This window comes from Streptomyces sp. NPDC059224, from assembly GCF_042754285.1.
In the GTDB taxonomy this organism is placed as follows: domain Bacteria; phylum Actinomycetota; class Actinomycetes; order Streptomycetales; family Streptomycetaceae; genus Streptomyces.
This window is the reverse complement of sequence record NZ_JBHZAN010000040.1, coordinates 52,863-76,303: the sequence shown is the minus strand read 5'-3', so window position 1 is coordinate 76,303 and position 23,441 is coordinate 52,863. Positions and strand designations below refer to the sequence as shown.

The 23,441-nt window shown below is 72.7% G+C and carries 23 protein-coding genes; 8 read left to right on the top strand and 15 right to left on the bottom strand.

All coding sequences use genetic code 11. The annotated features are described in order from the left end of the window. Positions 1–176: 176 nt before the first annotated feature. The 5 genes from ACFXI4_RS35955 to ACFXI4_RS35935 are packed head-to-tail and all read left to right on the top strand — an operon-like array spanning position 177 to position 5,794. Positions 177–2,981 (top strand): nitrate- and nitrite sensing domain-containing protein, encoded by a 2,805-nt coding sequence (locus tag ACFXI4_RS35955; protein ID WP_384999201.1) that lies wholly within the window; start codon positions 177–179, stop codon positions 2,979–2,981. Next, complete coding sequence (locus ACFXI4_RS35950) at positions 2,978–3,481, top strand: roadblock/LC7 domain-containing protein (RefSeq protein WP_384999198.1); 504 nt, start codon at positions 2,978–2,980, stop codon at positions 3,479–3,481. Before ACFXI4_RS35955 ends, ACFXI4_RS35950 begins: the two co-directional genes overlap by 4 nt. After that, positions 3,478–3,909, top strand: a complete 432-nt coding sequence (locus ACFXI4_RS35945) for a DUF742 domain-containing protein (RefSeq protein WP_384999195.1) — start codon at positions 3,478–3,480, stop codon at positions 3,907–3,909. The genes ACFXI4_RS35950 and ACFXI4_RS35945 overlap by 4 nt, the downstream gene beginning before the upstream one ends. Then, positions 3,890–4,525 (top strand): ATP/GTP-binding protein, encoded by a 636-nt coding sequence (locus ACFXI4_RS35940; protein ID WP_362729460.1) that lies wholly within the window; start codon positions 3,890–3,892, stop codon positions 4,523–4,525. The genes ACFXI4_RS35945 and ACFXI4_RS35940 overlap by 20 nt, the downstream gene beginning before the upstream one ends. Positions 4,526–4,540: 15 nt before the next feature. Continuing rightward, complete coding sequence (locus ACFXI4_RS35935; RefSeq protein WP_384999191.1) at positions 4,541–5,794, top strand: styrene monooxygenase/indole monooxygenase family protein; 1,254 nt, start codon at positions 4,541–4,543, stop codon at positions 5,792–5,794. Positions 5,795–5,825: 31 nt separating this feature from the next. On the opposite strand, the gene ACFXI4_RS35930 is transcribed toward ACFXI4_RS35935, so the two are convergent. The 9 genes from ACFXI4_RS35930 to ACFXI4_RS35890 all read right to left on the bottom strand — a co-directional run bounded on the left by ACFXI4_RS35930 (position 5,826) and on the right by ACFXI4_RS35890 (position 14,770). Beyond that, positions 5,826–6,959 (bottom strand): NlpC/P60 family protein, encoded by a 1,134-nt coding sequence (locus ACFXI4_RS35930; RefSeq protein WP_384999188.1) that lies wholly within the window; start codon positions 6,957–6,959, stop codon positions 5,826–5,828. A gap of 104 nt (positions 6,960–7,063) precedes the next feature. Beyond that, positions 7,064–7,396: a hypothetical protein gene (locus ACFXI4_RS35925; protein WP_384999185.1), complete on the bottom strand. Its 333-nt coding sequence runs from the start codon at positions 7,394–7,396 to the stop codon at positions 7,064–7,066. 10 nt (positions 7,397–7,406) lie between these two features. Then, complete coding sequence (locus ACFXI4_RS35920; protein WP_384999182.1) at positions 7,407–8,060, bottom strand: TetR/AcrR family transcriptional regulator; 654 nt, start codon at positions 8,058–8,060, stop codon at positions 7,407–7,409. Between the two features lie 82 nt (positions 8,061–8,142). Beyond that, on the bottom strand, positions 8,143–9,081 hold the full coding sequence (locus ACFXI4_RS35915; RefSeq protein ID WP_384999179.1) for a diiron oxygenase: 939 nt from the start codon (positions 9,079–9,081) through the stop codon (positions 8,143–8,145). Positions 9,082–9,215: 134 nt separating this feature from the next. Beyond that, positions 9,216–10,673: a penicillin-binding transpeptidase domain-containing protein gene (locus ACFXI4_RS35910; RefSeq protein WP_384999242.1), complete on the bottom strand. Its 1,458-nt coding sequence runs from the start codon at positions 10,671–10,673 to the stop codon at positions 9,216–9,218. 26 nt (positions 10,674–10,699) lie between these two features. Next, complete coding sequence (locus ACFXI4_RS35905; RefSeq protein ID WP_384999176.1) at positions 10,700–12,061, bottom strand: FtsW/RodA/SpoVE family cell cycle protein; 1,362 nt, start codon at positions 12,059–12,061, stop codon at positions 10,700–10,702. Between the two features lie 124 nt (positions 12,062–12,185). Next, positions 12,186–13,415, bottom strand: coding sequence for an ATP-binding protein (locus tag ACFXI4_RS35900; protein ID WP_384999173.1), 1,230 nt, complete (start codon positions 13,413–13,415; stop codon positions 12,186–12,188). After that, entirely contained in the window at positions 13,412–14,152 is a 741-nt protein-coding gene (locus ACFXI4_RS35895) for a hypothetical protein (protein ID WP_384999170.1), read from the bottom strand. The genes ACFXI4_RS35900 and ACFXI4_RS35895 overlap by 4 nt, the downstream gene beginning before the upstream one ends. A gap of 111 nt (positions 14,153–14,263) precedes the next feature. Then, positions 14,264–14,770 (bottom strand): protein phosphatase, encoded by a 507-nt coding sequence (locus ACFXI4_RS35890; protein WP_362730741.1) that lies wholly within the window; start codon positions 14,768–14,770, stop codon positions 14,264–14,266. A 112-nt stretch (positions 14,771–14,882) separates the two neighbouring features. On the opposite strand from ACFXI4_RS35890, the gene ACFXI4_RS35885 reads away from it, so the two are divergent. Beyond that, the gene (locus tag ACFXI4_RS35885; protein WP_384999167.1) at positions 14,883–15,686 is read left to right on the top strand and encodes a nuclease-related domain-containing protein; all 804 of its coding nucleotides are present in this window, start codon (positions 14,883–14,885) and stop codon (positions 15,684–15,686) included. 242 nt (positions 15,687–15,928) lie between these two features. Here the strand turns inward: ACFXI4_RS35885 and ligD are convergent, their stop codons facing one another. Continuing rightward, positions 15,929–16,810 carry a non-homologous end-joining DNA ligase gene (gene ligD, locus ACFXI4_RS35880; protein ID WP_384999164.1) on the bottom strand — a complete coding sequence of 294 codons (882 nt, stop codon included), beginning with the start codon at positions 16,808–16,810 and terminating at the stop codon, positions 15,929–15,931. A 72-nt stretch (positions 16,811–16,882) separates the two neighbouring features. On the opposite strand from ligD, the gene ACFXI4_RS35875 reads away from it, so the two are divergent. Both ACFXI4_RS35875 and ACFXI4_RS35870 read left to right on the top strand, forming a co-directional pair. Beyond that, positions 16,883–17,944, top strand: coding sequence for a Ku protein (locus tag ACFXI4_RS35875; RefSeq protein ID WP_384999161.1), 1,062 nt, complete (start codon positions 16,883–16,885; stop codon positions 17,942–17,944). A gap of 397 nt (positions 17,945–18,341) precedes the next feature. Then, positions 18,342–18,824 (top strand): DoxX family protein, encoded by a 483-nt coding sequence (locus ACFXI4_RS35870; RefSeq protein WP_384999239.1) that lies wholly within the window; start codon positions 18,342–18,344, stop codon positions 18,822–18,824. A 22-nt stretch (positions 18,825–18,846) separates the two neighbouring features. On the opposite strand, the gene ACFXI4_RS35865 is transcribed toward ACFXI4_RS35870, so the two are convergent. From ACFXI4_RS35865 to ACFXI4_RS35845, 5 genes are all read right to left on the bottom strand, one after another. Then, a complete protein-coding gene (locus ACFXI4_RS35865) occupies positions 18,847–19,533 on the bottom strand; it encodes a GntR family transcriptional regulator (protein ID WP_384999158.1) in 687 nt (228 codons plus the stop codon). Positions 19,534–19,710: 177 nt separating this feature from the next. After that, positions 19,711–20,712 carry a proline racemase family protein gene (locus tag ACFXI4_RS35860; RefSeq protein WP_384999155.1) on the bottom strand — a complete coding sequence of 334 codons (1,002 nt, stop codon included), beginning with the start codon at positions 20,710–20,712 and terminating at the stop codon, positions 19,711–19,713. A 33-nt stretch (positions 20,713–20,745) separates the two neighbouring features. Continuing rightward, a complete protein-coding gene (locus tag ACFXI4_RS35855) occupies positions 20,746–21,681 on the bottom strand; it encodes a dihydrodipicolinate synthase family protein (RefSeq protein ID WP_384999236.1) in 936 nt (311 codons plus the stop codon). A 30-nt stretch (positions 21,682–21,711) separates the two neighbouring features. Next, positions 21,712–23,145, bottom strand: a complete 1,434-nt coding sequence (locus ACFXI4_RS35850; RefSeq protein WP_384999152.1) for an NAD(P)/FAD-dependent oxidoreductase — start codon at positions 23,143–23,145, stop codon at positions 21,712–21,714. Continuing rightward, on the bottom strand, positions 23,135–23,437 hold the full coding sequence (locus tag ACFXI4_RS35845; RefSeq protein ID WP_362713245.1) for a (2Fe-2S)-binding protein: 303 nt from the start codon (positions 23,435–23,437) through the stop codon (positions 23,135–23,137). The genes ACFXI4_RS35850 and ACFXI4_RS35845 overlap by 11 nt, the downstream gene beginning before the upstream one ends. Positions 23,438–23,441: the final 4 nt, after the last annotated feature.

The following is a 23,441-nucleotide window of genomic DNA, read 5'->3' as shown; positions in this document are numbered from 1 at the left end:
CTTCGGGTGGCGGGGCAGGCGATGCCGGACCGCCGCCCACCGGCGCTGGGAGGGTCGGGGACCTACAGAAGGGGTGCAGGTACCGGGTACACGCACCACTTGGCACCAGATGCCGGGGATCATGACGGAGTGCCACCCGGCCCCTTGGGTACACGAGTTCAGGAATGCGAGCACCGGTGCAGAAGACGCGGCCTCGGCGCACAGGCAAGAAGACGGCCTCCGAAACGGGCGCCGTCGCTCCCGTCGGCACCGGCCGCCGCAAGCATGTCCGCACGCGGCTGATCGTGGCCGTGGCGGTGGTCGCCGCGGCGATCGCGGGGGCCGGCGCGCCCGCCCTGCTGACCGCCTCCGGACAGCTGAGCGACTCCCAGGACCTGGTGACCCTCGCCGGGCGCACCCAGGACGCGCTGGCGCTGGCCAACTCCCTCGCCGACGAGCGTGACGAGGTCACCTCCTACGTCGCGGCGGGCCGCCCCAAGTCCAAGGCGCCCTCGCAGGACCGCGGCGCCCGGGTCGACCGCCAGGTCGAGGACCTGCGCGCGGACACCGACATCCCGGGCTGGCTGCGCACCGACCTCGACGGCATCGCGGCCGTCCGCCGCTCCGCGCTCACCGGTCGGTCCACGGCCCTGCAGGCGCACGAGGCGTACTCCAGGACCATCTCCGAACTCCACCGGCTCGCCGAGGAACTGGCCGAGCGGACGCCCCCGAGGGCGGGCTCCGGCGCCCACGCGCTCGCCGAGCTGGACTCCGCCGTCCAGCAGTCCGCGGCCGCCCGGGGCCTCCTGCTCGCCGCCCTGAACATCCCCAGCACCACCCAGACCACGATCGACCCGCTCACCGGTCTGCCCACCACGAGCACCACCACCTCCGACGCCGACCGGAAGCAGCGCGACGCGCTCACCGCCGCCGCCCAGCAGGCCAGGCTGCGTGCCGACGCCGCCCTCGCCGACTTCCGGGACACCGCGCCCAAGGCGACGGTCGAGTCGTACGACTCCACGGTCACCGGCAACGACGTCAACAACGCCGACAAGTACCTGGCCGCCCTCACCGACCAGCCGACCCTCTCCGACGACGACCTCGCCACCGGCACCAAGAAGCTGGACACGGCGCTGTCCGCCCGGGTCGACCTGATGCGGGGCAGCGAGTCCGCCCTCTACACCCACCGTGCCGAGGACCTCGCGGCGCTCCGCGACGACGACGTCACCGCGCTGGAGATCCGGGTCGCGGTGCTCGGGGCCCTGATGCTGGTGGCGGTGGGCATCGCCACGGCCATGGCCCGCACCCTCACCCGCCCCCTGTCGGTGCTCCGCCGGGGCTCGGCGCGGCTGGCGGAGGCCGAGGACCCGCGCACCGAGGGGCCGATCATCTTCACGGGTCGTGACGACGAGTTCGCCCAGGTCGTCCGCTCGGTCAACGCCCTGCACGGGCACGCCGTCGAGCTGTACGACCGCATCGCCACCCTGGAGACCGACCGCAAGCACCTGGTCGGCCAGCGCCAGAAGATGGCCGACGCCCGCGAGGAGCTGCGCGCCGAACTCACCGACGCCGGTGACCAGCTGGAGCGGCTGCGCACCAGCATCGGCGGCACCTTCGTCAACCTCGCGCTGCGCACCCTCGGCCTGGTCGAGCGCCAGCTCGCCGTCATCGAGGGCCTGGAGGAACGCGAGCAGGACCCGGACCGGCTCGCCACCCTCTTCAAGCTCGACCACTTCGCCACGGTCATGCGCCGGCACAGCGAGAACCTGCTGGTCCTCGCCGGCACCGAACACATCCAGCAGCACGCGGGCCCGATCCCGCTGGTGGACGTCGTCCGGGCGGCGGTCAGCGAGATCGAGCGCTACGAACGGGTCCGCATCTCGGCCCTGCCCCCGCACGTGCACGTGGCCGGCTTCGCCGCCGACGACCTCAGCCACCTGCTCGCCGAACTCATGGAGAACGCCACCTCGTTCTCGCCGCCCGACGTGCCCGTGGAGATCTCCGGCTGGCTGCTGGAGAGCGGCGAGGTCATGCTCTCCGTGCAGGACGAGGGGATCGGAACCACCGCCGACCGTCTGGTCCGGCTCAACGGCCGCCTCGCCGACTTCGACCCCGAGTCGCCGTACGACCAGGAGGGCGAGGACGGTCTCGGGCTCGGCCTCTACGTCGTGGCCCGCCTGGCCCACCGGCACGGTGTCCGCGTGCAGCTGCGCGAGCAGAGGCAGGGCGGGGTGGCGGCGGTCGTGGTGCTGCCCCAGCCCCTGCTGGCCACGCCCCCCGCGACGGCGGTCCCCTCGGCCGCGACGGCTCCCGGCGGCTCGCACGGCTTCTCCCTTCCCGGCGCGGACGCGGAGGTCAACTCCAACGTCCTGCACGGCCGCCCGAAGTCCGGCGACCCCCTGGTGACGCTCGCCGAGCAGGCCGTACGGAACGCGGACGAACACCCCGCCCACGAGCAGGCGTCCCCGCCGAACACGGCGGCCCCCGAACCGGCGGCCCGCCCGAAGGCCCCCGCGGAGACCCCCGCCGAGACGACGATGGAACTCCTGATCCCCGACCTGGCAGGGCCGGAACCCGGGGCGGCGAAGGAGCCGCCCGGAGTCGCCGCCGCCGGGGACCGGGCACACCCCGCCGACGCCGAGGAGCACGCCCGCCCGCTGCCCGCACCCGGCACCGGGTACCGCACGGGCGGTGCCCTGACGGACGGCGAGGGCGAGGGCGACGAGGACCCGGTCACCAGCAAGGGCCTCCCCAAGCGCACCCCCAAGATCACCACCACCGCCCCGGCCCCGCGCCAGCGCGGCACCGGTGTCGACGCCGACGCGCTGCGCCGCAGGCTCGGCGGTTTCCGCAGCGGGGCCGACGCCGGCCGTCGGGACGTCCAGGCGGAGATCGCCGAACAGACCGGCCAGAACCAGGTGCCGAGCACCGCACCAGCCGTACCCGGATCAGCCGCATCCGGTGAAGCAACGGGGGGCACAGTCGAGGAGGCAAGCAGTTGACCGCGCCCAGTACCTTCGGACTGAGCAGTGAGGCCCGTAACCTGCACTGGCTGCTGAGCAACCTCGTGGAGGAGGTGTCCGGCATCCAGTCGGTCGCCGTGGTCTCCTCGGACGGCCTGCTCCTGCTCTCCTCGGACCCCGGACGCAACGAGGAGGCCCGCGAGGCCCGCACCGAGAAGCGGCGCGGCCCGCGCGGCTCCGCCGCCGACCTCGCCACCATCGTCTCCGGCATCGGCAGCCTGACCATCGGCGCCGCCCGGCTGATGGAGTTCGGCGGGGTCAAGCACACGATGGTCGCCATGGACGAGGGCAGCCTCTTCGTGATGTCCATCAGCGACGGCTCGCTGCTCGGTGTGCACGGCTCCGCGGAGTGCGACATGAGTGTCGTGGCCTACCACATGGCACTGTTCGTCGGCCGCGCCGGCCACGTCCTGACCCCCGAACTCCGCAGTGAACTGCGGAAATCCCTGGAGGCGGAAGCGACGAGGAGCGGCCGATGAGCAACGCGCCGAAGGACCGCAGGCAGAACCTCCCGGTACGCGGCGGCGAGCGCAAGCCCGCCCGCGTCCGCCCCTACTCGCTCACCGGCGGCCGTACCCGCTTCGGCCACGTGCTCCTCGTGGAGACGTTCGTCGGCAGCACGGCCGCGCTGGAGGCCGCCGAGGAGCGCAAGGAACTGACGAACGGATCCCTCAACTCCCGGGTGATGCCGGAGATGCGGGCCATCGTCGAGCTGTGCCGCCGGATGCGCACGGTGGCCGAGATCGCCGCGCTGCTGAAGATGCCGCTCGGTGTGGTCCGGGTCCTGCTCAGTGACCTCGCGGACCAGGGAAAGATCCGTGTGTACGGAACGGGGACCGGTCACGGCGTGGGCCGTCCGGACCGCGCTCTGCTGGAAAGGGTGCTGAGTGGACTACGCCGTCTCTGACGCCTCCGGCGTCGCCCCGCTCCTCGACGGTGAGGAGCAAGAGCGGTCCTGGCAGACGGACCGCAGCCGGGCCCCCGTCGCCACGAAGATAGTCGTGGCGGGAGGTTTCGGTGTCGGCAAGACCACACTGGTCACCGCCGTTTCGGAGATCACGCCTCTGCAGACCGAGGCGCTGATGACCGAGGCGAGCGCGGAGACCGATGACCTCACCGCCACACCCGGCAAGCTCACCACCACCGTGGCCATGGACTTCGGCCGCATCACCCTCGACGACGACCTGGTGCTCTACCTGTTCGGTACGCCGGGGCAGCAGCGGTTCTGGTTCATGTGGGACGACCTGGTGCGGGGCGCGATCGGGGCCGTCGTCCTCGCGGACACCCGGCGTCTGAAGGACTGCTTCCCGGCGCTGGACTACTTCGAGAGCTGCGGGCTGCCGTACGTCGTCGCGGTCAACCACTTCGACGGCAGTGAGCGCTTCGAACCCGAGGACGTGCGGGAGGCATTGACGATCCCGCCGCGCATACCTGTAATGATCATGGATGCCCGCCGCCGCGTCCCGGTGATCGAGACGCTGCTGTCCCTGGTCGCCCACGCGCTGGACGAAACACCCGAGTAGGAGAACGGTCCCCGTATGCGGAAGATACTCGTCGTGGGGGCCGGCCAGTCCGGTCTCCAGCTCGCCCTCGGCCTCCAGTCGCACGGCTACGAGGTCACCCTGATGTCGAACCGGACCGCGGACGAGATCCGCTCCGGCCGGGTCATGTCGACGCAGTGCATGTTCCACACGGCACTGCAGCACGAGCGCGATCTCCAGCTGAACTTCTGGGAGTCCCAGGCCCCGAAGATCGAAGGACTCGGCGTCTCGGTCGCCGCCCCCGGCTCCTGGGGAGAGGGCCCCGCGGCCCGCGCGATCGACTGGGTGGGCAAGCTCGACGGGTACGCGCAGTCGGTCGACCAGCGGGTGAAGATGGCCGGCTGGATGGAGACCTTCGCCCAGCGCGGCGGCCAGCTGGTCATCCACGGCGCGGCGGTCGGCGACCTCGACTACTTCGCCCGCGCCTACGACCTGGTGATGGTCTCGGCGGGCAAGGGCGAGCTGGTCCAGATGTTCGGCCGGGACGCCTCCCGTTCCCCCTACACGGAGCCGCAGCGGGCCCTGGCCGTCGCCTACGTGCACGGCCTCGACCCGCGCCCCGAGCACCCGGACTTCCACGCGGTCCGCTGCAACCTCGTCCCCGGGGTCGGCGAGCTCTTCGTCATGCCGACCCTGACCACCTCGGGACCGGCCGACATCCTCTTCTGGGAGGGCATACCCGGCGGCCCGCTGGACGTCTTCAACGGCGTCAAGGACCCGGCGGAGCACCTCTCCCTGACCCTCGGACTCATGGAGCGGTACACGCCCTGGGAGTACGCGCGGGCCACCAAGGCCGAACTGACCGACGCGGGCGGCACGCTGGCCGGCCGCTACGCGCCCACCGTGCGCAACCCGGTCGGCCGCCTCCCCGGCGGCGGTCTGGTCCTCGGTGTCGCGGACGTCGTCGTCGCCAACGACCCGATCACCGGGCAGGGCTCCAACTCGGCGTCCAAGTGCGCCGCGGCCTATCTCGCCTCGATCCTCGAACACGGCGAGAAGGAGTTCGACGAGACCTGGATGCAGCAGACCTTCGACCGCTACTGGGACACGGCCCAGCACGTCACCAAGTGGACGAACGCGATGCTCGCCCCGCCGCCGGAGCACATCCTCAACCTGATCGGCGCGGCCGGCCAGCTCCAGCCCGCCGCCGACCGCTTCGCCAACGCCTTCAACGACCCCTCCGACTTCGAGAACTTCTTCTACGAGCCGGAGAAGACGAACGCCTACCTGGCGTCGCTGTCCGGGGCCTGACGGTCCGCCGCCCGGCGGGGCCGGTCGGCGCTCAGAGGTTCGGGGCGGGGCTGTAGCCCTCGTCCGGGCCCTGGGCGGCCGCCGGGGGGAGCTTCGGGGGTGTGTAGCGGGCCAGGGAGCCCGCCGCCGGGTCCGGGCGTACCGCGCCCAGGATGGGGTTGGCCGCGATCGGGGAGATCTTGACCCTCGCCCCCGGGCGGGGGGCCTGGACCACCTTGCCGTCGCCCAGGTAGAGGGCCACGTGGGTCGCTTTGGGGAAGTAGACGACCAGGTCGCCCGGGCGGAGCTCGGCGAGCGGGATGTGCGGCAGGTGGGCCCACTGCTCCTGGCTGGTCCTCGGAATGGGCGTGCCCGCGTGGTCCCAGGCCTGCTGGGTCAGCCCCGAGCAGTCGTACGACAACGGGCCCGCCGTGCCCCACTGGTAGGGCTTGCCCAGCTGTTCCACCGCGTAGCGCACCGCCCGGTCGCCCGCCTGGGAGGGGGGAGGCGTGGAGGTGCCGAGCGCGCCGGACGTCGTCAGCCTGCGCTGGGCGTCGGCCTCGCCGGTCCGCTCCAGGCCGGTGACGGCCGTGAGCTGGGCCGGGGTGAGCGCGGCCAGCATCCGTTCCACGTCCGAGAGGCGGGCCCGCACCTCGTCGCGCTGCTGTTTCTGCCGTGCGGCGAGCGCGAGCCGGGCGTCCAGCGCGGTGCGGGCCCGCCGGGTCAGCTCGGCGTGCTTCTTCTCGTCGCCCGCCAGCCGGCCCACCGTCTCGGCCCGCTCGCGCGCCAGCTGCCCGATGACATGGCCCTCGTCGAGCGCGTGCTGCGGGTCGCGGGCGAGCAGCAGCCGCAGGTACGGGGAGAGCCCGGTGGCGCTCTGGTACTGCTGCCGGGCCAGCCGGCCCGCCGCGGCCTTGCTGGTGTGCAGGGAGAGCCGGGACCTGGCCAGCTCGTCGTCCAGCCGGTCCACCTCGGTGCGCTGCCGTTCCAGCCGCTCCTGGGTCGCGTTGTAGGTCTCGGTGGCCTGTTCCACCTGGCGGTACCGCTGCTGAAGGTCGGTCAGCAGCTCGGCCACCGGCCGCTCGGGTCCGGGAGCGGAGGGCGCGGCGTGTACGGGCGCGGGCACGAGGACGGCCTGAGCGGCCACCGCGGCGGTACAGGCCAGGCGCAGGAACCTTCCTGACACATCATCACCTCCGATGCGGGACGGTCCATCCGTTCCGCATCGTGATAATCAGACATGTATGTGTGGTCCGCGCCAGCGATTGTGGGCGTAACGGCCCAGCCGTTTCACCCCTGCGTGTCATCCGGCTTGCGGAACGGCGCGGCGTTCGGTGCCGGGGCGGGGTCCGCGGCCGGTTTCCTCGACCACGGCCACTTCGGGCCTCCGTCGCCGCCCCTGCCCGTGGCGTCGTACGCGTACTTCCAGCCCTGGTTCAGACCCAGTCGCTTGCTCTGCCCGCGGGGGACGCGCCGGTAGACCAGCACGGTGGGCGGGCCGCCGGCCGGGTCCGGGACCGGGATGCGGTAGGTCTTCGGGGGGTGGCCGGTCATACCGAGCAGCACCGGGAGCACGCGCCCGTCCATGGGGCCGCCCTCGAAGGGGGTGTCCTGACTCTTCACCGCACCAGTTTCAGCCATCCGCCGCGAGGGCGTCGACGAGGGCGGCCGTCTGCGGGTCGCGGCGCGCGGTCACGCTCAGTACGGCGACGAACTGGTCCACCAGCCAGTCGCGCAGCTCGTCGGCGGGCGGCTGCTTGTCCTCGTCGAGCCAGATCAGGGAGGCCGCCTCGACGGCGGTGATCCACATGCGGACGGTCATGCGCAGCCGGGGCCCGGGGTCGGCGACGTCGAGGTGGCTGAGGATGTGCCGCGCCGCGGCTCGCCGTACGCCGTCCACGGTGGCCGTCGTCCGTGACGTCTCCACCACGCTGCCGCCCTGGAGCAGGGCGCTGAAGCCGGCGTCGTGCTGGTCGACGAAGGTGAGGTAGCGGTCGAGGGCACGGGAGAGGCGGGGCACCAGCGGGCCCTCGCGGGGTTCGTCGAAGCAGTGCTCCAGCTCCTCGGCGGCCGACCGGAGGGCGGCCTCGTAGAGCTGCTGCTTGCCGCCCGGGAAGTACCGGTACACCAGGGGGCGGGAGACCCCGGCCGCCTCCGCCACGTCGTCGAGGGAGACGTCCTCGGGGACGCGGTGCGCGAAGAGGGAGAGAGCCGCTTCGAGGAGCTGGCTGCGCCGCTCCTCGACGGACAGCCGGCGGTAGGCGGGGGTGGCGGCCGACGGGGTCATGGTCGCAGGGTAGCCGGTGCCCCCGGGTGGCAGGCCGTCGCGCGGTCCCCGCGCGACGGGTCCCCTCGGCCACGCCGTGAACTCAGGCCAGCAGTCCCGAGCTCTTCCACAGCCGCCGCCCGGCGCCGCGCAGGACGCCGATGTCGTCCAGGAAGTCCGTCAGCTTCTTCGCGCCGCTCTGCATGACCTCCCGCCGGTGTCCGCTCGCCCGGACCTGCGCCACCGCCTCCCGCCGGTCCAGCCCCACGTTCGTGTAGACCTCGGGATTCACGAAGGCCACCGAGAACACCCGGGCGAACTCGCCGGAAGTGACCCGGGTGAACTCCTGGGACCAGCGAGGTGCCGTCAGCATCTGGTGACGCAGTTCCTCGCGGGCGTACCGGACGTGCCGGGCCTCCTCGACCACGTGGATGCGGGTGACCCCCCGGACCAGTGTCTGTACGCGCTCGTCGGGGAAGGTCAGCCGCTGCATCCAGTCCAGGACCTCCTCGCCGAGCAGCGTGGCCGTGAAGGAGCCGGGCGTGGTCGAGATCGTCTTGAACAGGCGGCCCAGGTTCAGGTGGGCCCGGCTCACCGGGTACCAGGGCGCGTCACCGCGGGATATCAGGCGCGCGAACATCTTGGAGTGGCGGCACTCGTCCTCGATCTCGGTCAGCGCGTAGCGCACGTGTGCGCTCGTCGCCGCCTTGTCGTAGATGTGCCGCACCAGCAGCTGCATCAAAATCAGTTCGAACCAGATGCCGAGTGAGGCGAGGGCCGCGGCCTCGTGCTGGGAGAGCAGGATCCGCTGTTCCTCGGACATCCGCTTCCACATCGGGGTGTCGTAGAGCGACACCAGCTCCGGCGGCCAGAACCATTTGCCGTCCTCGAAGGGCGCGTCCCAGTCCAGCTCCTTGTCCGGGTCGAAGGAGTGTTTCGCGGAGGAGAGGAGCAGCCGTTCGGCCACCTGCTCGCGGTCCTTGAGCAGGCCGAGCGCGTCGCGCAGTCCGTCGACCGCGTCCGCTTCCGTCAGGGTCGTCATGGCTCCCTCACCTCGTTACCCGGGGGTATGTTGTCGTCCGTCCTTATGAGACCGCCTGTCAGCAAGACGGTCAATCCCTAGCGCACGACTTGTTGACTCCGCGTCTACCCCGGCCCCGGGCCCCCGGACCCGGTTCACAGTCCCAGTACCGCCCGCATCACCGCCCTGGCGATCGGTGCCGCGTCCCCGCCCCCGCTGATGTCGCCCCGGTCGGCCGCCGCGTCCTCCACCACCACGGCCACCGCGACCTTCGCTTCCACGTCGGTGTCCGCCTGTGCCCAGGACACGAACCAGGCGTACGGCAACCCGGTGTTGCCGACGCCGTGCTGCGCGGTGCCGGTCTTGCCGCCGACCGTGGCGCCGCGGATCGCCGCGTTGGAGCCGGTGCCCTCCCGGACCACGTCCGTCATCAGCTCCTTCATCCGGACGGCCGTCGAGGGGCTCATCACCTGCCGGACCGACCCGGCGCCGCCCGTGCCGACCGTCTCGCCGGTCCTGCGCACGGTCCGCTCCACCAGGTACGGCGGCCGGGCCATCCCGCCGTTCGCCACCGCCGCCGCGACCATCGCCATCTGCAGCGGAGTGGCGCGGGTGTTGTACTGCCCGATCGACGACAGCGCCAGCTGCGCCCTGTCCACGCTCGTGTCGAAGGTGCTCTGCGCGGTGGAGAAGGGGATGCGCAGGTTCCGGTCGTTGAAGCCGAACGCCTGGGCCGTCGTCGTCATGTCCGCGACCCCCACGTCCACGCCCAGCTTGGCGAAGACCGTGTTGCAGGACCACTCGAAGGCGGCCCGCAGCGAGGCGTCCGCGCAGCCGTCCGCCTCGTTGGTCAGCCGGGTCGTGGTGCCCGGCAGCCGGTAGGGGTCGGGGGAGTCGGTCGGCGCGTCCAGGTCGGTGACCACGCCCGCGTCCAGCGCGGCCGCCGCGGTGACCACCTTGAAGGTCGACCCCGGCGGATAGGTCTGCCGTACCGCGCGGTTGAGCATCGGCTTCTCCGGGTCGTCGTTCAGGCGGGCCCAGGCCGAGGCCACCGGCTCGCCGTTGCCGGACAGCTCGGAGGGGTCGTACGACGGGGTGGAGACCAGGGCGAGGATCCGGCCGGTCGACGGTTCGATCGCGGCCACCGCGCCCTTGCGGGTGCCCAGTCCCCGGTAGGCGGCCTCCTGGGCGTACCGGTTCAGGGTGGTGACGACGTTCCCGACCGGGTATCGCTTCCGGCTGGTGTCGTTCCACAGTGGGAACGGCGCGAGCACCGGGTCGGTGCCGGAGAGCAGCCCGTCCTCGGCGTGCTCCAGGAACGTGGTGCCGTACAGCTGGGAGGCGAACCCGGTGACCGGGGCGTACAACGGGCCCTGCGGGTAGGTGCGTTCGTAGCGGAGCTGCTCCCTGCTGTCCCGGGAGCCGGTGACCGGCTCGCCGCCGACCAGGATGTCGCCGCGCGGCAGACCGTAACGGGCGATGGTGGAGCGGCGGTTGGCGGGGTTGTCGTCGTAGGCGTGGGCCCGGACCACCTGGACGCGGGCCGCGTTGACGAGCAGGGCGAAGAGCAGCAGGGCGCAGAAGGCGCGGGCCCGCCGGATGTACCGGGCCATGCCGGTGTTCTGGGCGTCGCGCCGGCTCACGGGGCCACCCGCCCGTCGTAGTGACGGCGGGCCGAGTCGCTCACCCGGATCAGCAGCGCGACGATCGCCCAGTTGGTGACCACCGAGGAGCCGCCCTGGGCGAGGAACGGCATCGCCATGCCGGTCAGCGGGATCAGGCCGGTCACCCCGCCCGCGATGACGAAGACCTGGAGCGCGACGATCGAGGCGAGCCCGACCGCGAGCAGCCGGCCGAAGGGCTCGCGCAGGGCCAGGCCGGCCCGGTAGCCCCGCTCGACGAGCAGGCCGTAGAGGAGGAAGATCGCGGACAGCCCGGTGAGGCCGAGCTCCTCGCCCGCGGTGGCCAGGATGAAGTCCGACTTGGTGGCGAACCCGATCAGGATCGAGTGGCCGAGGCCGAGCCCGGTGCCGACGACCCCGCCGGCGGCGAACGCGAAGAGGGACTGGGCGAGTTGGTTCGGGCCCTGCCCGGCGTCGATCGAGGCGAAGGGGTGCAGCCAGTCCTCGATGCGGCCGTGGACGTGCGGTTCCAGATGGCCGACGGCGACCGCGCCGAGCACCGCGAGCAGCAGGCCCACGGCGATCCAGCCGGTGCGTCCGGTGGCCACGTAGAGCATGACGACGAAGAGCCCGAAGAAGAGCAGGGACGTGCCCAGGTCGCGTTCCAGGATCAGGACGCCGACGCTCACCAGCCAGATGGTGACGATCGGCCCGAGCACCCGCCCGGTCGGGAACTGCATGAACCACAGCCGGCGTCCTGCGTAGGCGAGGGCGTTGCGGTTGGCGGCGAGGTACGCGGCGAAGAACACCGCGAGCAGCACCTTCGCGAACTCGCTCGGCTGGATGGAGAATCCGGCGATCCGGATCCAGATCCGGGCGCCGTTGACGGCCGGGAAGAAGATCGGGAGCAGCAGCAGGACGAGCGCGGCGGCGACACAGACGTAGGAGTAGCGCTGGAGGAGACGGTGGTCGCGCAGCATCAGCACGACCATGATGAACAGGCCGACGCCCAGGGTGGACCAGACGAGTTGGGCGGGGGCCGCCCGGTCGCCGGGGGTCTGCAGGTCCAGCCGGTAGATGAGGACCAGGCCCAGTCCGTTCAGCAGCACGCCGATCGGCAGCGGCAGCGGGTCGGCGTACGGTGCGCGGAAGCGTACGGCGAGATGGGCGACGAGCGCGAGGACGCCGAGGCCGGCGCCGTAACCGGCTGCGCCGGGCGGGACGGTGCCGGTCCGGGCCAGGCCGACCGCGCAGTAGCCGTACACGCAGAGCAGTACGGCCAGCACGAGCAGGGCGAGTTCGATGCCACGGCGCCGGGGGAGACGTACGGCGGAGGTGGCGGACTCGGGCGCCGCCAGGGTGGTACCGGCCTTGGTCATGTCCGGAACTTACCCACATAGTGCGAGTCGCGTGCTTTGTTGGCCCGTGCCAGCGTGGCGTGGGATGCGGCCGGCTGGGGCGGTGTGGCAGGCGACCGGCCGCAGCCGAGCGAACCGCAGCCCCCTAAGGGAGCGTCAGGACCGCCACCGCGCCGCCGGCGATCGCGTTCCCGAACGACAGCCGCGCGCCCAGCACCTCCGCCTGCCCCACCGCGATCGTCAGCCCCAGCCCGTGCCCCTTGGACCCGCCCTCGGTCCGGAACCGCTGGGGTCCGTGCGCCACCAGGTACTCGGGGAACCCGCCCCCGTGATCCCGCACGGTGACCTCCTTGCCCTCCACCGTCAGTACCACCGGCGCCCGCCCGTGCCGGTGCGCGTTGGCGACCAGATTGCCCAGCACCCGCTCCAGCCGCCGCCGGTCCGTCTCCACCCACACGTCCCGTACGACCTTCACCTCGGTCTCCGTCCCGGACGCCCGCACCACCCGCTCGGCCAGCGCGCCCAGCGCCTCCGCGTCGGTCTCCAGCCGCTCCCGGCCGGTGTCCAGGCGGGAGATCTCCAGCAGGTCCTCGGTGAGCGTGCGCAGCGCGGCGACCCGGTCCCGGACCAGCTCCGTCGGCCGCCCCGGAGGCAGCAGTTCCGCCGCCGCGTGCAGACCGGTCAGCGGCGTCCGCAGCTCATGGGCCACGTCGGCGGTGAACCGCTGCTCGCTCAGCAGCTTGCCCTGCAGCGACGCGGCCATGCGGTCCAGCGCCGCGGCGACCGCGGCCACCTCGTCCTGCGGCCGGGTCGGATCCTTCGTCCGCGGGTCGTGCACCCGCGCGTCCAGGTCCCCGGCGCTGATCCGCCGGGCCACCTGCGCGGTGCCGTGCAGCCGCCGGGTCACCCGGGTCACCGCGAACGCGCCGACCAGCAGGGTCGCCCCGATGGCGAGCAGCGACGACCAGAGGATGGAACGGTCGAGGCCGGCGATCGTACGGGCCTGCTGCGAGTAGTCCACGGCCACCGCGAGCGCCCGGCCGTGGTCGGCCGGGCCCGCCGCCCACATCGTGGGACGGCCGTCGTCCCTGGCGACCATCGTGCCCCGCTGCCCGGCCACCGCCGTCACCCGCAGCCGCGGCGGCAGCCCCGCCGGGTCGATCGCGGAGCCCGGCGGCAGCGCGTCGCCCGCCTGGTAGGCGGTCGTCGCCTCCGTCAGCCGGGACAGCGCCTGGTCACGGGCCTGTGCGACGGTCTGGCCGGTGACCGACACATGCACGAGCACGCCGAGCAGCGCGGCCAGCGCACAGCACATCACCGTGATGAACGCGGCGGACTTGGCCGCCAGCGTCCCGGCCCAGCGCGGAACCCTCATCGCGCGCTCGCCGAGGGGGCGGGAGCGGCCGACGCGGAGGGCGCCGGTCCGCGGCTGTGCCGTGCCTTGCCGGTGCGCAGGAACTCGTCCCGGGAGAAGACCATCGCCTTCCGCTCCGGATCCCACGCCCAGGTCGTCCGGTACTCGTACCCGCTGATCCCGGCCGGCGACCGGACGATGACCGCCCGCCCGGCCAGTTCGACGCCGATGATCGCGTCGTCGTCCTCCAGCACCTGCACCAGCCGGTGATTCTCGACGGTGTACACGCGCAGCGCGGTCTGGTTGGTCGGATACAGCCGGAAGCCGAGCGTCAGCTCGTCCCGGCCGTCCCCGGTCAGATCCCGGTAGTACGGCTTGAGCAGCGGACACCGTGCTCCGCCGCCCCCTGCCGCGCACTCCTTCACCCGGTTCACCGTCTCGTGGTACGCGCCCTTCGACCCGTAGTCCGCCGACCCCGAGGAGATCTCCGCCTCCACGACGGCCACCGGATCGACCCCGCGGATGTCGTCGCCGGGCACCGTGACGCCCTTGACGGTCCGCGCGCTGCCCTCGTCGTAGGGCCAGGCCGGACTGGACGCGGGCCGCAGGTCGGGCCAGAGCTTCACGGGGCTGACCGCGGTCGGGGTGGCTCCGGCCTCCTGGAGCCCGCCGGAGTCGCCACAGCCGGCCACCGCCGCCGCCAGCAGGGCGACGGCGGCCGCGGCGAGGGCGGTACGGAGGGGACGACGGGTCGGCACGCTGCTCCTGGGCGGTTCGGGGGGTGAGGGTCTCGGGCCCCGTACACCTTATTCGCAGATTCGTAGGGAAGTCCTATTTGTCTCCGGAGGGTGCCCGGTGCAGGGGCGAGGCTACTCGGCGAGTTCCTCGAGCAGGCGGGCGGTGGACAGACCGGCCCGCAGATAGGCGACGAACAGCTCGTTGTGCAGCGCCCAGGGCGAGCGCCGGGCCCGCACCAGCCGTATCGCCTCATCGGCCGTGTGCCCCCGGTGCACCAGCGCCTGCGCGATCACCAGCCCCGACCGGTTGTACCCGCTGTAGCAGCGCACCAGCACCGACCGCCCGGCGTCCAGGGCCTCACTGGCCGTCCGGGCCAGCCGCATCACGCCCGCCAGCTGGGTGCCGTCCAGCGGCCCGTCGGGTATCGGCCACACCTGATGCTCGACCCCGGTGTCCGGACCGTGCCCGGGCAGCCGCAGCAGACTCTGCACCAGATCGAACTCGTCCCGTACGACGGCGGACTCCAGCTGTCCCGCACTTCCCCGGAACTCATGGCCGCCCATCCACAGCCCGGGGAGCACCTCGCTCCACGGGCTGTCCGGAACCGGGACGTCGTACTGGTTCTCACGGATCCGCACCGGCGCCTCCCCGCTGCGCACGCCAACCCCTGCCCGGCCCCCTGTCAAAGGTAGCGGGGTTCTTGCCCGCGGAGCACCCCGCCTGTTCCCATGGTTCAGGGGTGATGTCGCAATGGGCGAACTGCGCGTCGTGCCGGCCTGGCGCCACGGTCAGGAGCGGCTGTACGTCCGCCACCCGGACGGACGGAACATCGCCTGGTACGACCGTGAGGCGGGCCGGGTCAACGTGCTCAGCGAGGAGCGCCGGGACGACGTGCTCGAAACCCTGAGCCCGTTCCTGACCGGCCCGGTCACGATCGGCCCGCCACCCGTGCCCACGCCCGCCGAACTGGCGCGGCTGAGCCTGCACCCCGACGACGACCTCGCGCCCAACCGCCCCGGCGAGGCGCTGCTGATCGCGCTCGACCGGGACCCCGGACCGGCCCACCGCCTGCGCCCCGACCCGCGCAGCCGCGCCCTGACCGCCGAGCAGGCCGTCGGTGACGCCCTCGACCACCTGGACGGCTCGGGCTGGCACGTCGTGCACTCCGTCCCGCTGCCCGGCGGCGACCGCATCCACCATCTGCTGATCGGTCCCGGTGGCCTCTTCTGCGTGCACACGCTCTACGCCCGCAAGCAGAAGGTGCTGGTCGCCGACCCCATGGTCACCCTGGGCCGCCGTGACTCCCAGCCGCTGCTGCGTCGCCTGCGCGCGGACGCCGACCGGGCCTCGTACGCCCTGACGGCCGAGGTCCACCCGGTCCTGGCGCTGACCGAACCGGCGGACGTCACCCTGGTGGCCCCGCCGCGCGAGGTGCGCGTCCTCCGTGACCGGGACCTGCTGGGCCTGTCCCGCCTGGGCGGAGTCCTCAAACCGGCCGACGCCGAAGCCCTCCACGCGATGGCCCGGGACCGCAACACGTGGTCGAGGGCGTGACCGAACACGCGGCCGAGGGCGTGACCACCCCGCGCCCGACCGACGAGAACGCCCTCCTCCGGCCTGCGTGAGCCCGGGCTGTGCGGCCGGCGCGTTGCCGGGCGGTTGGGGGCGTCCCTCTCTGGCTCGGCCGAGCCTTCGACGCCCGGCGTCCTGGGCCTCCCGGTCGGCGGGCCGCTTCTCCGCTCCGCGCGAGTGTCCCTGGCGGTCCGCGTGAGCCCCCTGCGGCGGCGAGCCCGGTCTCACGGCAGTGGGGCCGCCTGCTCCGGGTCCAGCAGCGGCGCCAGCAGGTCGCCGTACTGCTCGACCCGTCCCGGGACGTCCGCCGCCTGGAACTCCAGGTCCTCCACCTGCCGACACCGTGCGACCTCCTCCCAGGTCACCGGCGTGGACACCATCGGCTTGCGCCGCGCCCGCGCCGTGTACGGCGCCGCCGTCGTCTTCCGCCCCGCGTTCTGGCTCCAGTCCACGAACACCTTCCCCGGCCGCAGACTCCGCGTCATCCGGTGCACCACCAGCCGCGGCAGCGCCCGTTCCGCCGCCACGGCCAGCCCTTTGGCGTACTCACTCACCAGCTCGCTGGACGCCCCCCGCACACCGGCCAGCAGATGCAGCCCCTTCGATCCGGCCGTCTTGGCGTACGCCTCGATCCCGTCCGCGGCCAGCCGCTCCCGCAGCCACAACGCGACCTCGCAGCACTCCACCACCGTCGCGGGAGCCCCGGGGTCCAGGTCGAAGACGATCCGGTCGGCCTCGTCCGGCGTCCGCACCAGCCACTGATGCGTGTGGAACTCGGTGACCAGGTTCGCCGCCCACATCAGGCTCGCCAGGTCCTGCACCAGCACCATCCGGGCCGCCCCCTCCGACCGGCGCACCTCGGCCGTGGTGACCCACTCGGGCGTACCCGGCGGCACGTTCTTGGTGAAGAACACCTGCCCGTCCGGCCCGTTCGGATAGCGCAGGAAGGACACCGGCCGGTCGCGCAGATGCGGCAGCAGGACCCCGGCGGCCGTCGCGTAGTAGTGCAGCAGCTCGCCCTTGGTGAACCCGGTCGCCGGATACAGCACCTTCTCCAGGTTGCTGAGCGCGACCCTCCGCCCGTCCACCTCTGTGATCGGCGTCATAGGATGACAATCTCATACATATCACTCACACAAATGATGACTGTCGGACGGTCGGACGGAAGGAATCCGCAGGTGCGATCCATTTGGAACGGCGCGATCTCCTTCGGGCTCGTCAGCATCCCGATCAAGCTGGTGAACGCCACGGAGAGCCACTCGATCTCCTTCCGCCAGGTCCACGCCGAGGACAACGGCCGGATCCGCTACCGCAAGTTCTGCGAGCTGGAGGACCGCGAGGTCACCCAGTCGGAGATCGGCAAGGGGTACGAGGACGCCGACGGCACGATCATCCCCATCACCGACGACGACCTGTCCCACCTGCCCATCCCCACCGCCCGCACCATCGAGATCGTGGCCTTCGTCCCGGCCGACCGGATCGACCCGCTCCAGATGGACGCGGCGTACTACCTGGCGGCGAGCGGCGCCCCGGCGGCGAAGCCTTACACCCTCCTGCGCGAGGCCCTCAAGCGCAGCCACAAGGTGGCGATCGCGAAATACGCGCTGCGCGGCCGGGAGCGGCTCGGCATGCTCCGGGTGGTCGGCGAGGCCATCGCCATGCACGGCCTGCTCTGGCCGGACGAGGTCCGGGCCCCGGAGGGCGTCGCGCCCGACGTCGACGTCACCGTCCGTGACAAGGAACTCGACCTCGCGGACGCGCTGATGGACACCCTCGGCGGGGTCGACCTGGAGGACCTGCACGACGAGTACCGGACGGCCCTGGAGGAGGTCATCGCCGCGAAGGCGGCCGGCGAGGCCCCGCCGGAGTCCCCCGAACCGGCCCGGAGCGGCAAGGTCCTGGACCTGATGGCGGCCCTGGAGAAGAGTGTCCGGGCGGCGAAGGAGTCGAGAGGCGAGGAGGCGGAGATCACGCCCCTGCCGCGGCGGGTGGCCGCGAAGAAGTCGACGGCACCGGCGAAGAAGACACCGGCGAAGAAGGCTCCGGCCGCGAAGACGTCCACGGCCCGGAAGTCCACGGCCCGGAAGTCCACGGCCAAGAAGGCGGCGGCGAAGAAGGCGGCGGCGAAGACTTCGAGTGCGAAGGCTTCGAGGGCGAAAGCATCGACGGCATCGGCGGCGTCGGCGTCCAAGGCTTCGTCGGGCAGGAAGGCGGTCGCGGGACGCAAACGCTCCGCGTGAGGGGCCCCGCCGACCGCGACCTCGCCTTCGAGGCGCGTCCCCGCTGCCCCTGACACCTCATCAGCGCGGGCCGGCTCCGGGCCGGTTCCCTCCCTGCCAGACCGGTTATCAACGAGTAAAATAATACATATTTCAACTTATCGGTGGATATGGTGCCGTAATGGCGCGATGCTGGGTGAGGGGGAGGGCCCGCCTCCACGGCGGGCAGACCGACTCGTTCTCACCTGATGAAGGCGATGTCATGCGTGCTCTGCATCTCCACCCTTTCGGTAGAAACCATGCCCTGTCACTGACCCAGGTGCGCGCCCCCGCGACGGAGTACCGCGGCTACGCCGATCCGGCCCGGGCCGGATCGGGCCCGCCGGGCGCGCCGGGTGCCGCGGCAACGGTCCCCAGGGTGTCCGCCGCCGACTGCGGACTGCTGCTGATCAGGCTGACCTTCGGGCTGCTGATGGCCGGCCACGGATCGCAGAAGCTGTTCGGCCTCTTCGGCGGGCCGGGCCTGGCGGCGACCGGCAGAAACTTCGACGCCCTCGGCTACCACCCGGGCAAGGTGTTCGCCGTGATCGGAAGCCTCTCCGAACTCGCCGGGGGCCTCGGACTGGCCGTCGGGCTCTTCACCCCGCTCGCGGCCGCCGCCGTCATCGGCGTGATGATCAACGCCATGGCGACCGTGAGCGGTGCCCACGGCCTGTGGAGCCAGAACGGAGGAGTCGAGTACAGCGTCGCCATCTCCGTGGTCGCCCTCGCGCTCGCCGCCATCGGCCCGGGCCGGCTGTCCGTCGACCGGTTCTTCCCCTGGCGCTCGGACGGCTGGGCCGCCGCCGCCCTCGCGCTCGGCCTGGGCGGCATCGGTGCCGCGATCGCGCTGACCGTCTGAGCGCGTCCCCGCCGGGTACCGGCTACCGGGCCGCCCAGAGTCCGCGGACGTGTCCGATGTGGCGGGTCATGACGTCGTGGACCGCCTGCTCGTCACGGGCGATGAGCGCGTCGAGCAGTTCGAGGTGTTCCTCGGCTGAGGCCGGCAGACGGCCCGCCTCCAGCAGGGCGGTGAGGCCGTAGAGACGCGAGCGCCCCCGCAGGTCCCCGACGACCTCGACGAGGTGGGCGTTGCCCGCGAGGGCGAGCAGCCCGAGGTGGAAGCGGGTGTCGGCATCGACGTAGGAGACCAGATCGCCGGCGGCGGCGGCCTGGACGATCTCCCGCGCGACCGGACGCAGCGCCTCCAGACGGACCGGGTCGGCGGTCCCGGCCAGCTCCACCACGGTCGGGATCTCGACGAGGGCACGGATGTGGGTGTACTCGTCGAGCTGCTTCTCGGAGACGTCGGTGACCCGGAACCCCTTGTTGGGGACCGTGTCGACCAGGCCCTCCTTGACCAGGTCCAGCATGGCCTCCCGTACCGGGGTCGCCGAGACGCCGAACCGGGCGGCGAGCGTCGGCGCCGAGTACACCTCGCCGGGGCGCAGCTCACCGGCGATCAGTGCGGCCCGCAGGGCGTCGGCGACCCGTTCCCGGTAACTGCTCTTCTTGCCGCCGAGGGTCGGCAGGGCCGGGGCGGCGGGGGAGCTGTGCTGGGCGGCGGGCATGGGAACGTCTCCTGGTACGGCACGTGCGGCGGTGTCCGGGCGTGGGAGGCGCACGTGCGGGTGTGTTTCGGTGTCATGTGACGGCGCCTTCCGGCGTCATGTGCGGGGCACGCACCATGAGTATCCCTTCCTGCGGAAGCACCGGGGCCGGGCCCGCGGAAGCGCCGGGGCCGGGACCTAGAGGACGAAGCCGGTCGGGAAGGGGTCGGTCGGGTCGAGCAGGTACTGGGCGGTGCCGGTGATCCAGGCGCGGCCGGTGAAGCTGGGCAGCACGGCGGGACGGCCCGCGACCTCCGTGGTCCCGAGGAGCCGGCCGGTGAACCGGGTCCCGATGAAGGACTCGTTCACGAACTCGGTGCCCAGGGGGAGTTCGCCGCGCGCGTGCAGCTGGGCCATGCGCGCGCTGGTGCCGGTACCGCAGGGGGAGCGGTCGAACCAGCCCGGGTGGATGGCCATCGCGTGCCGGGAGTGCCGGGCGGTGGCGCCGGGTGCGAGGAGGTGGACATGGTGACAGCCGCGGATGGACGGGTCCTCCGGATGGACGGGCTCCGCCTCCGCGTTGATCGCCGCCATGAGGGAGAGCCCGGCCGTGAGGATCTCCTCCTTGCGGGAACGGTCGAAGGGCAGGCCGAACTCGTCCAGCGGCAGGATGGCGTAGAAGTTGCCGCCGTAGGCCAAGTCGTACGTCACCGTCCGGCCGTCGGCGAGGGTGATCTTGCGGTCGAGTCCCACGGAGAAGGACGGCACGTTCGCGAGGGTGACGTGCCGGGCCGCGCCGTTCTCCACCGCGACCTCGGCGACGACGAGGCCCGCCGGGGTGTCGAGCCGGATCGTGGTCACCGGTTCGACGACCTCGACCATGCCCGTCTCCACCAGTACGGTGGCCACCCCGATGGTGCCGTGCCCGCACATGGGCAGATAGCCGGAGACCTCGATGTAGAGGACCCCCCAGTCGCAGTCGGGCCGGGTCGGCGGCTGCAGCACCGCCCCGCTCATCGCCGGGTGGCCGCGCGGCTCGTTCATCAGCAACTGCTTGATGTCGTCGCGGTGTTCACGGAAGTACAGCCGCCGCTCGTTCATGGTCGCGCCGGGGACGGTCCCGATCCCGCCGGTGATCACGCGGGTGGGCATGCCCTCGGTGTGCGAGTCGACGGCGTGCAGGACGAGTTTGCTGCGCATGACGCTCCTGGTGAGTCGGCGGGGCCGGGTCGGTCAAGCGAGGCCGGCGGCGACCGCCCGCTCGGTGGCGGCGCGGACGGCGGCCTCCTGCGCGGGCAGCAGCGGGACGCGCGGCGGACGGACGGCACCCCCGGGCCGGCCGACGAGATCCATGGACAGCTTGATCGCCTGGACGAACTCGACCCTGGAGTCCCAGCGCAGCAGCGGGTGCAACTGCTCGTACAGCTTCTTGGCGGTGGCGAGATCGCCGCCGACGGCCGCCCGGTACAGCTCGGTGCTCGCGCGGGGCAGCGCGTTGGGGTAGCCGGCCACCCAGCCCTTGGCGCCGGCGATCGCCAGCTCCAGCAGGACGTCGTCGGCGCCGATCAGCAGGTCCAGTTCCGGCGCGAGTTCGGCGATCCGGTAGGCGCGGCGGACGTCGCCGGAGAACTCCTTGACGGCGTGGATGTACCCCTCGCCGTGCAGGCGGGCGAGCAACTCCGGCACCAGGTCGACCTTGGTGTCGATGGGGTTGTTGTACGCGACGACCGGCACGCCCGCCTCGGCGACCTCGGCGTAGTGGGCCAGCACCGAACGCTCGTCGGCGCGGTAGGCGTTGGGCGGCAGCAGCATCACGGCCGCGCAGCCGGCGTCCCGGGCCTGCTCGGCCCAGCGGCGGGCCTCGGCCGAGCCGTAGGCGGCGACGCCAGGCATCACGCGCTCCCCGCCGACCGCGGCCACGGCCGTCTCCACGACCCTGGCGCGCTCCTGCGCGGTGAGAGTCTGGTACTCGCCGAGCGAGCCGTTCGGTACGACGCCGTCGCAGCCGTTCGCCACCAGCCAGACGCAGTGCTCGGCGTACCGGTCGTAGTTCACCGACAGGTCGTCGTCGAGCGGTAGGGCGGTGGCGACGAGGACGCCGTGCCAGGGCCGGTCGCCGGTCTTCTCGGTGGCATTCATCTGGAGTCCCGTCCCGCCCGTCTCGTCCATTTCGTCCATCTCATCCATCGGGTGTGGCATTCAGTCGTCCTCGGGTTCCCGTTCGCCGGCGGCGGCCAGAACCCCGAGGGGTACCGGCCGGGCGAACGGCCGCCGTGCGGGCGTGGGTTCGCATCCGGCGAGCCCCGCGACCGCGGGCCCGCACACGCGCCCCTGGCACCAGCCCATGCCGGCCCGCGTCAGCAGCTTCACGGTCCGCGGGTCACCGGCGCCGAGCTCCGCCACGGCCTCCCGGATCGCACCCCCGGTCACCTCCTCGCACCGGCAGACCACGGTGTCGTCGGTGACCTGCTCGGCCCAGTGGGCGGGCGGCACGTAGACGGTGTCGAGCGCGGCGGAGAACGCCCGCGATCGGGTACGGCTCTTCGCGGCCGCGGACCAGGCGCGCGGGTCGGGTTCGGCGCCGCGCAGCCGGGCCGCGGCGGACCGGCCCCCGACATGGCCCTCGGCGAGGGAGAGCGCGGCGCCGCCGACGCCGGTGGTCTCGCCGGCGGCCCAGACGCCGGGCACGTCGGTGCGCTGCTCGTCGTCGACGCGGACCGCCGGCCCGTCGATGCGGCAGCCCAGCGTCTCGGCGAGGTCGGTGTGCGGAAGCATGCCGTGGCCGACGGCGAGGCTGTCGCAGGCGATACGGCGCTCGGTGCCGGGCCTGACCCGCCCGGCGCCGTCGAGGGCGGCCACGGTGACGGCCTCCAGCCGCGCGGTGCCGTGCGCCCGCACGACGGTGTGACCGACCAGCGTGCGCACCCGGTGCCGTAGCAACTGGGCGGCGTACCGGGCACCCTCGACGACCTTGCCCGGCTCGGCCCCCAGCGCGCGGACCCTGCCTGCCAACGCCCTCGGGTCCCCCCGTACGAACGCCCGCGGGTCGGCCGACTCGACGAGTGCGGCCACCTCGACGCCGGCCGCGGCGAGGCCGGTCGCGACGGGGAGCAGCAGGGGGCCGGTGCCGGCGACGACGGCGGTGCGTCCCGGGACCACGAGGGAGCCCTTGAGCATGGCCTGCGCGCCGCCCGCGGTGACGACTCCCGGGAGGGTCCAGCCGGGGAAGGGCAGCACCTTCTCGTATCCGCCGGTGGCGAGGAGCACCGCGTCGGCAGCGACGGCCACGGGCTCCTCCTGCGCCGGGCCGAGCAGTGCGTGCACGGTGAAGCCGCCGCCCAGCGGCTTCTCCACGAACCAGACATGATGATCCGTCAGGTGACGTATTCTGCCGGCCCGTACCTGTGCCTCCAGGCCGTCCCGCAGCCGTTCCCACGTCCGCCACTGGTGATGCAGGGCCTGCGGCCGCCGGGCATGCAGCTCCGCGGCGGGCCGGCGGTAGAACTGCCCGCCCGCCTCCGCTCCCGAGTCGATGAGCGTGACACCCACCCCGCCCGAGGCGGCGGCGACGGCGGCCGCGAGTCCGGCCGGCCCCGCCCCGATCACGGCGAGACGCGGCCGGTCAGTCCCCATGGCCGGTCCCCTCCTGCGTACGGATCGAGTCGCCGGGCCGCAGGGGCACCAGACAGGCACGTTGGTTCGGCCGGTCGTTGACGGTCACCAGGCAGTCGAAGCAGACGCCGATGCCGCAGAAGACGCCCCGGGGGCGGCCCCCGCCCCGGGTGGTGCGCCAGGAGGTGACGCCGGCCGCCCAGAGCGCGGCGGCGACGGTCTGGCCGGGCCGGGCGGTGATCTCACGCCCGTCGAGGGCGACCGTGAACGCCGGATCCGGTCGGGCGTCGGCGAGTTCCAGGGGCGATCGCACGCGG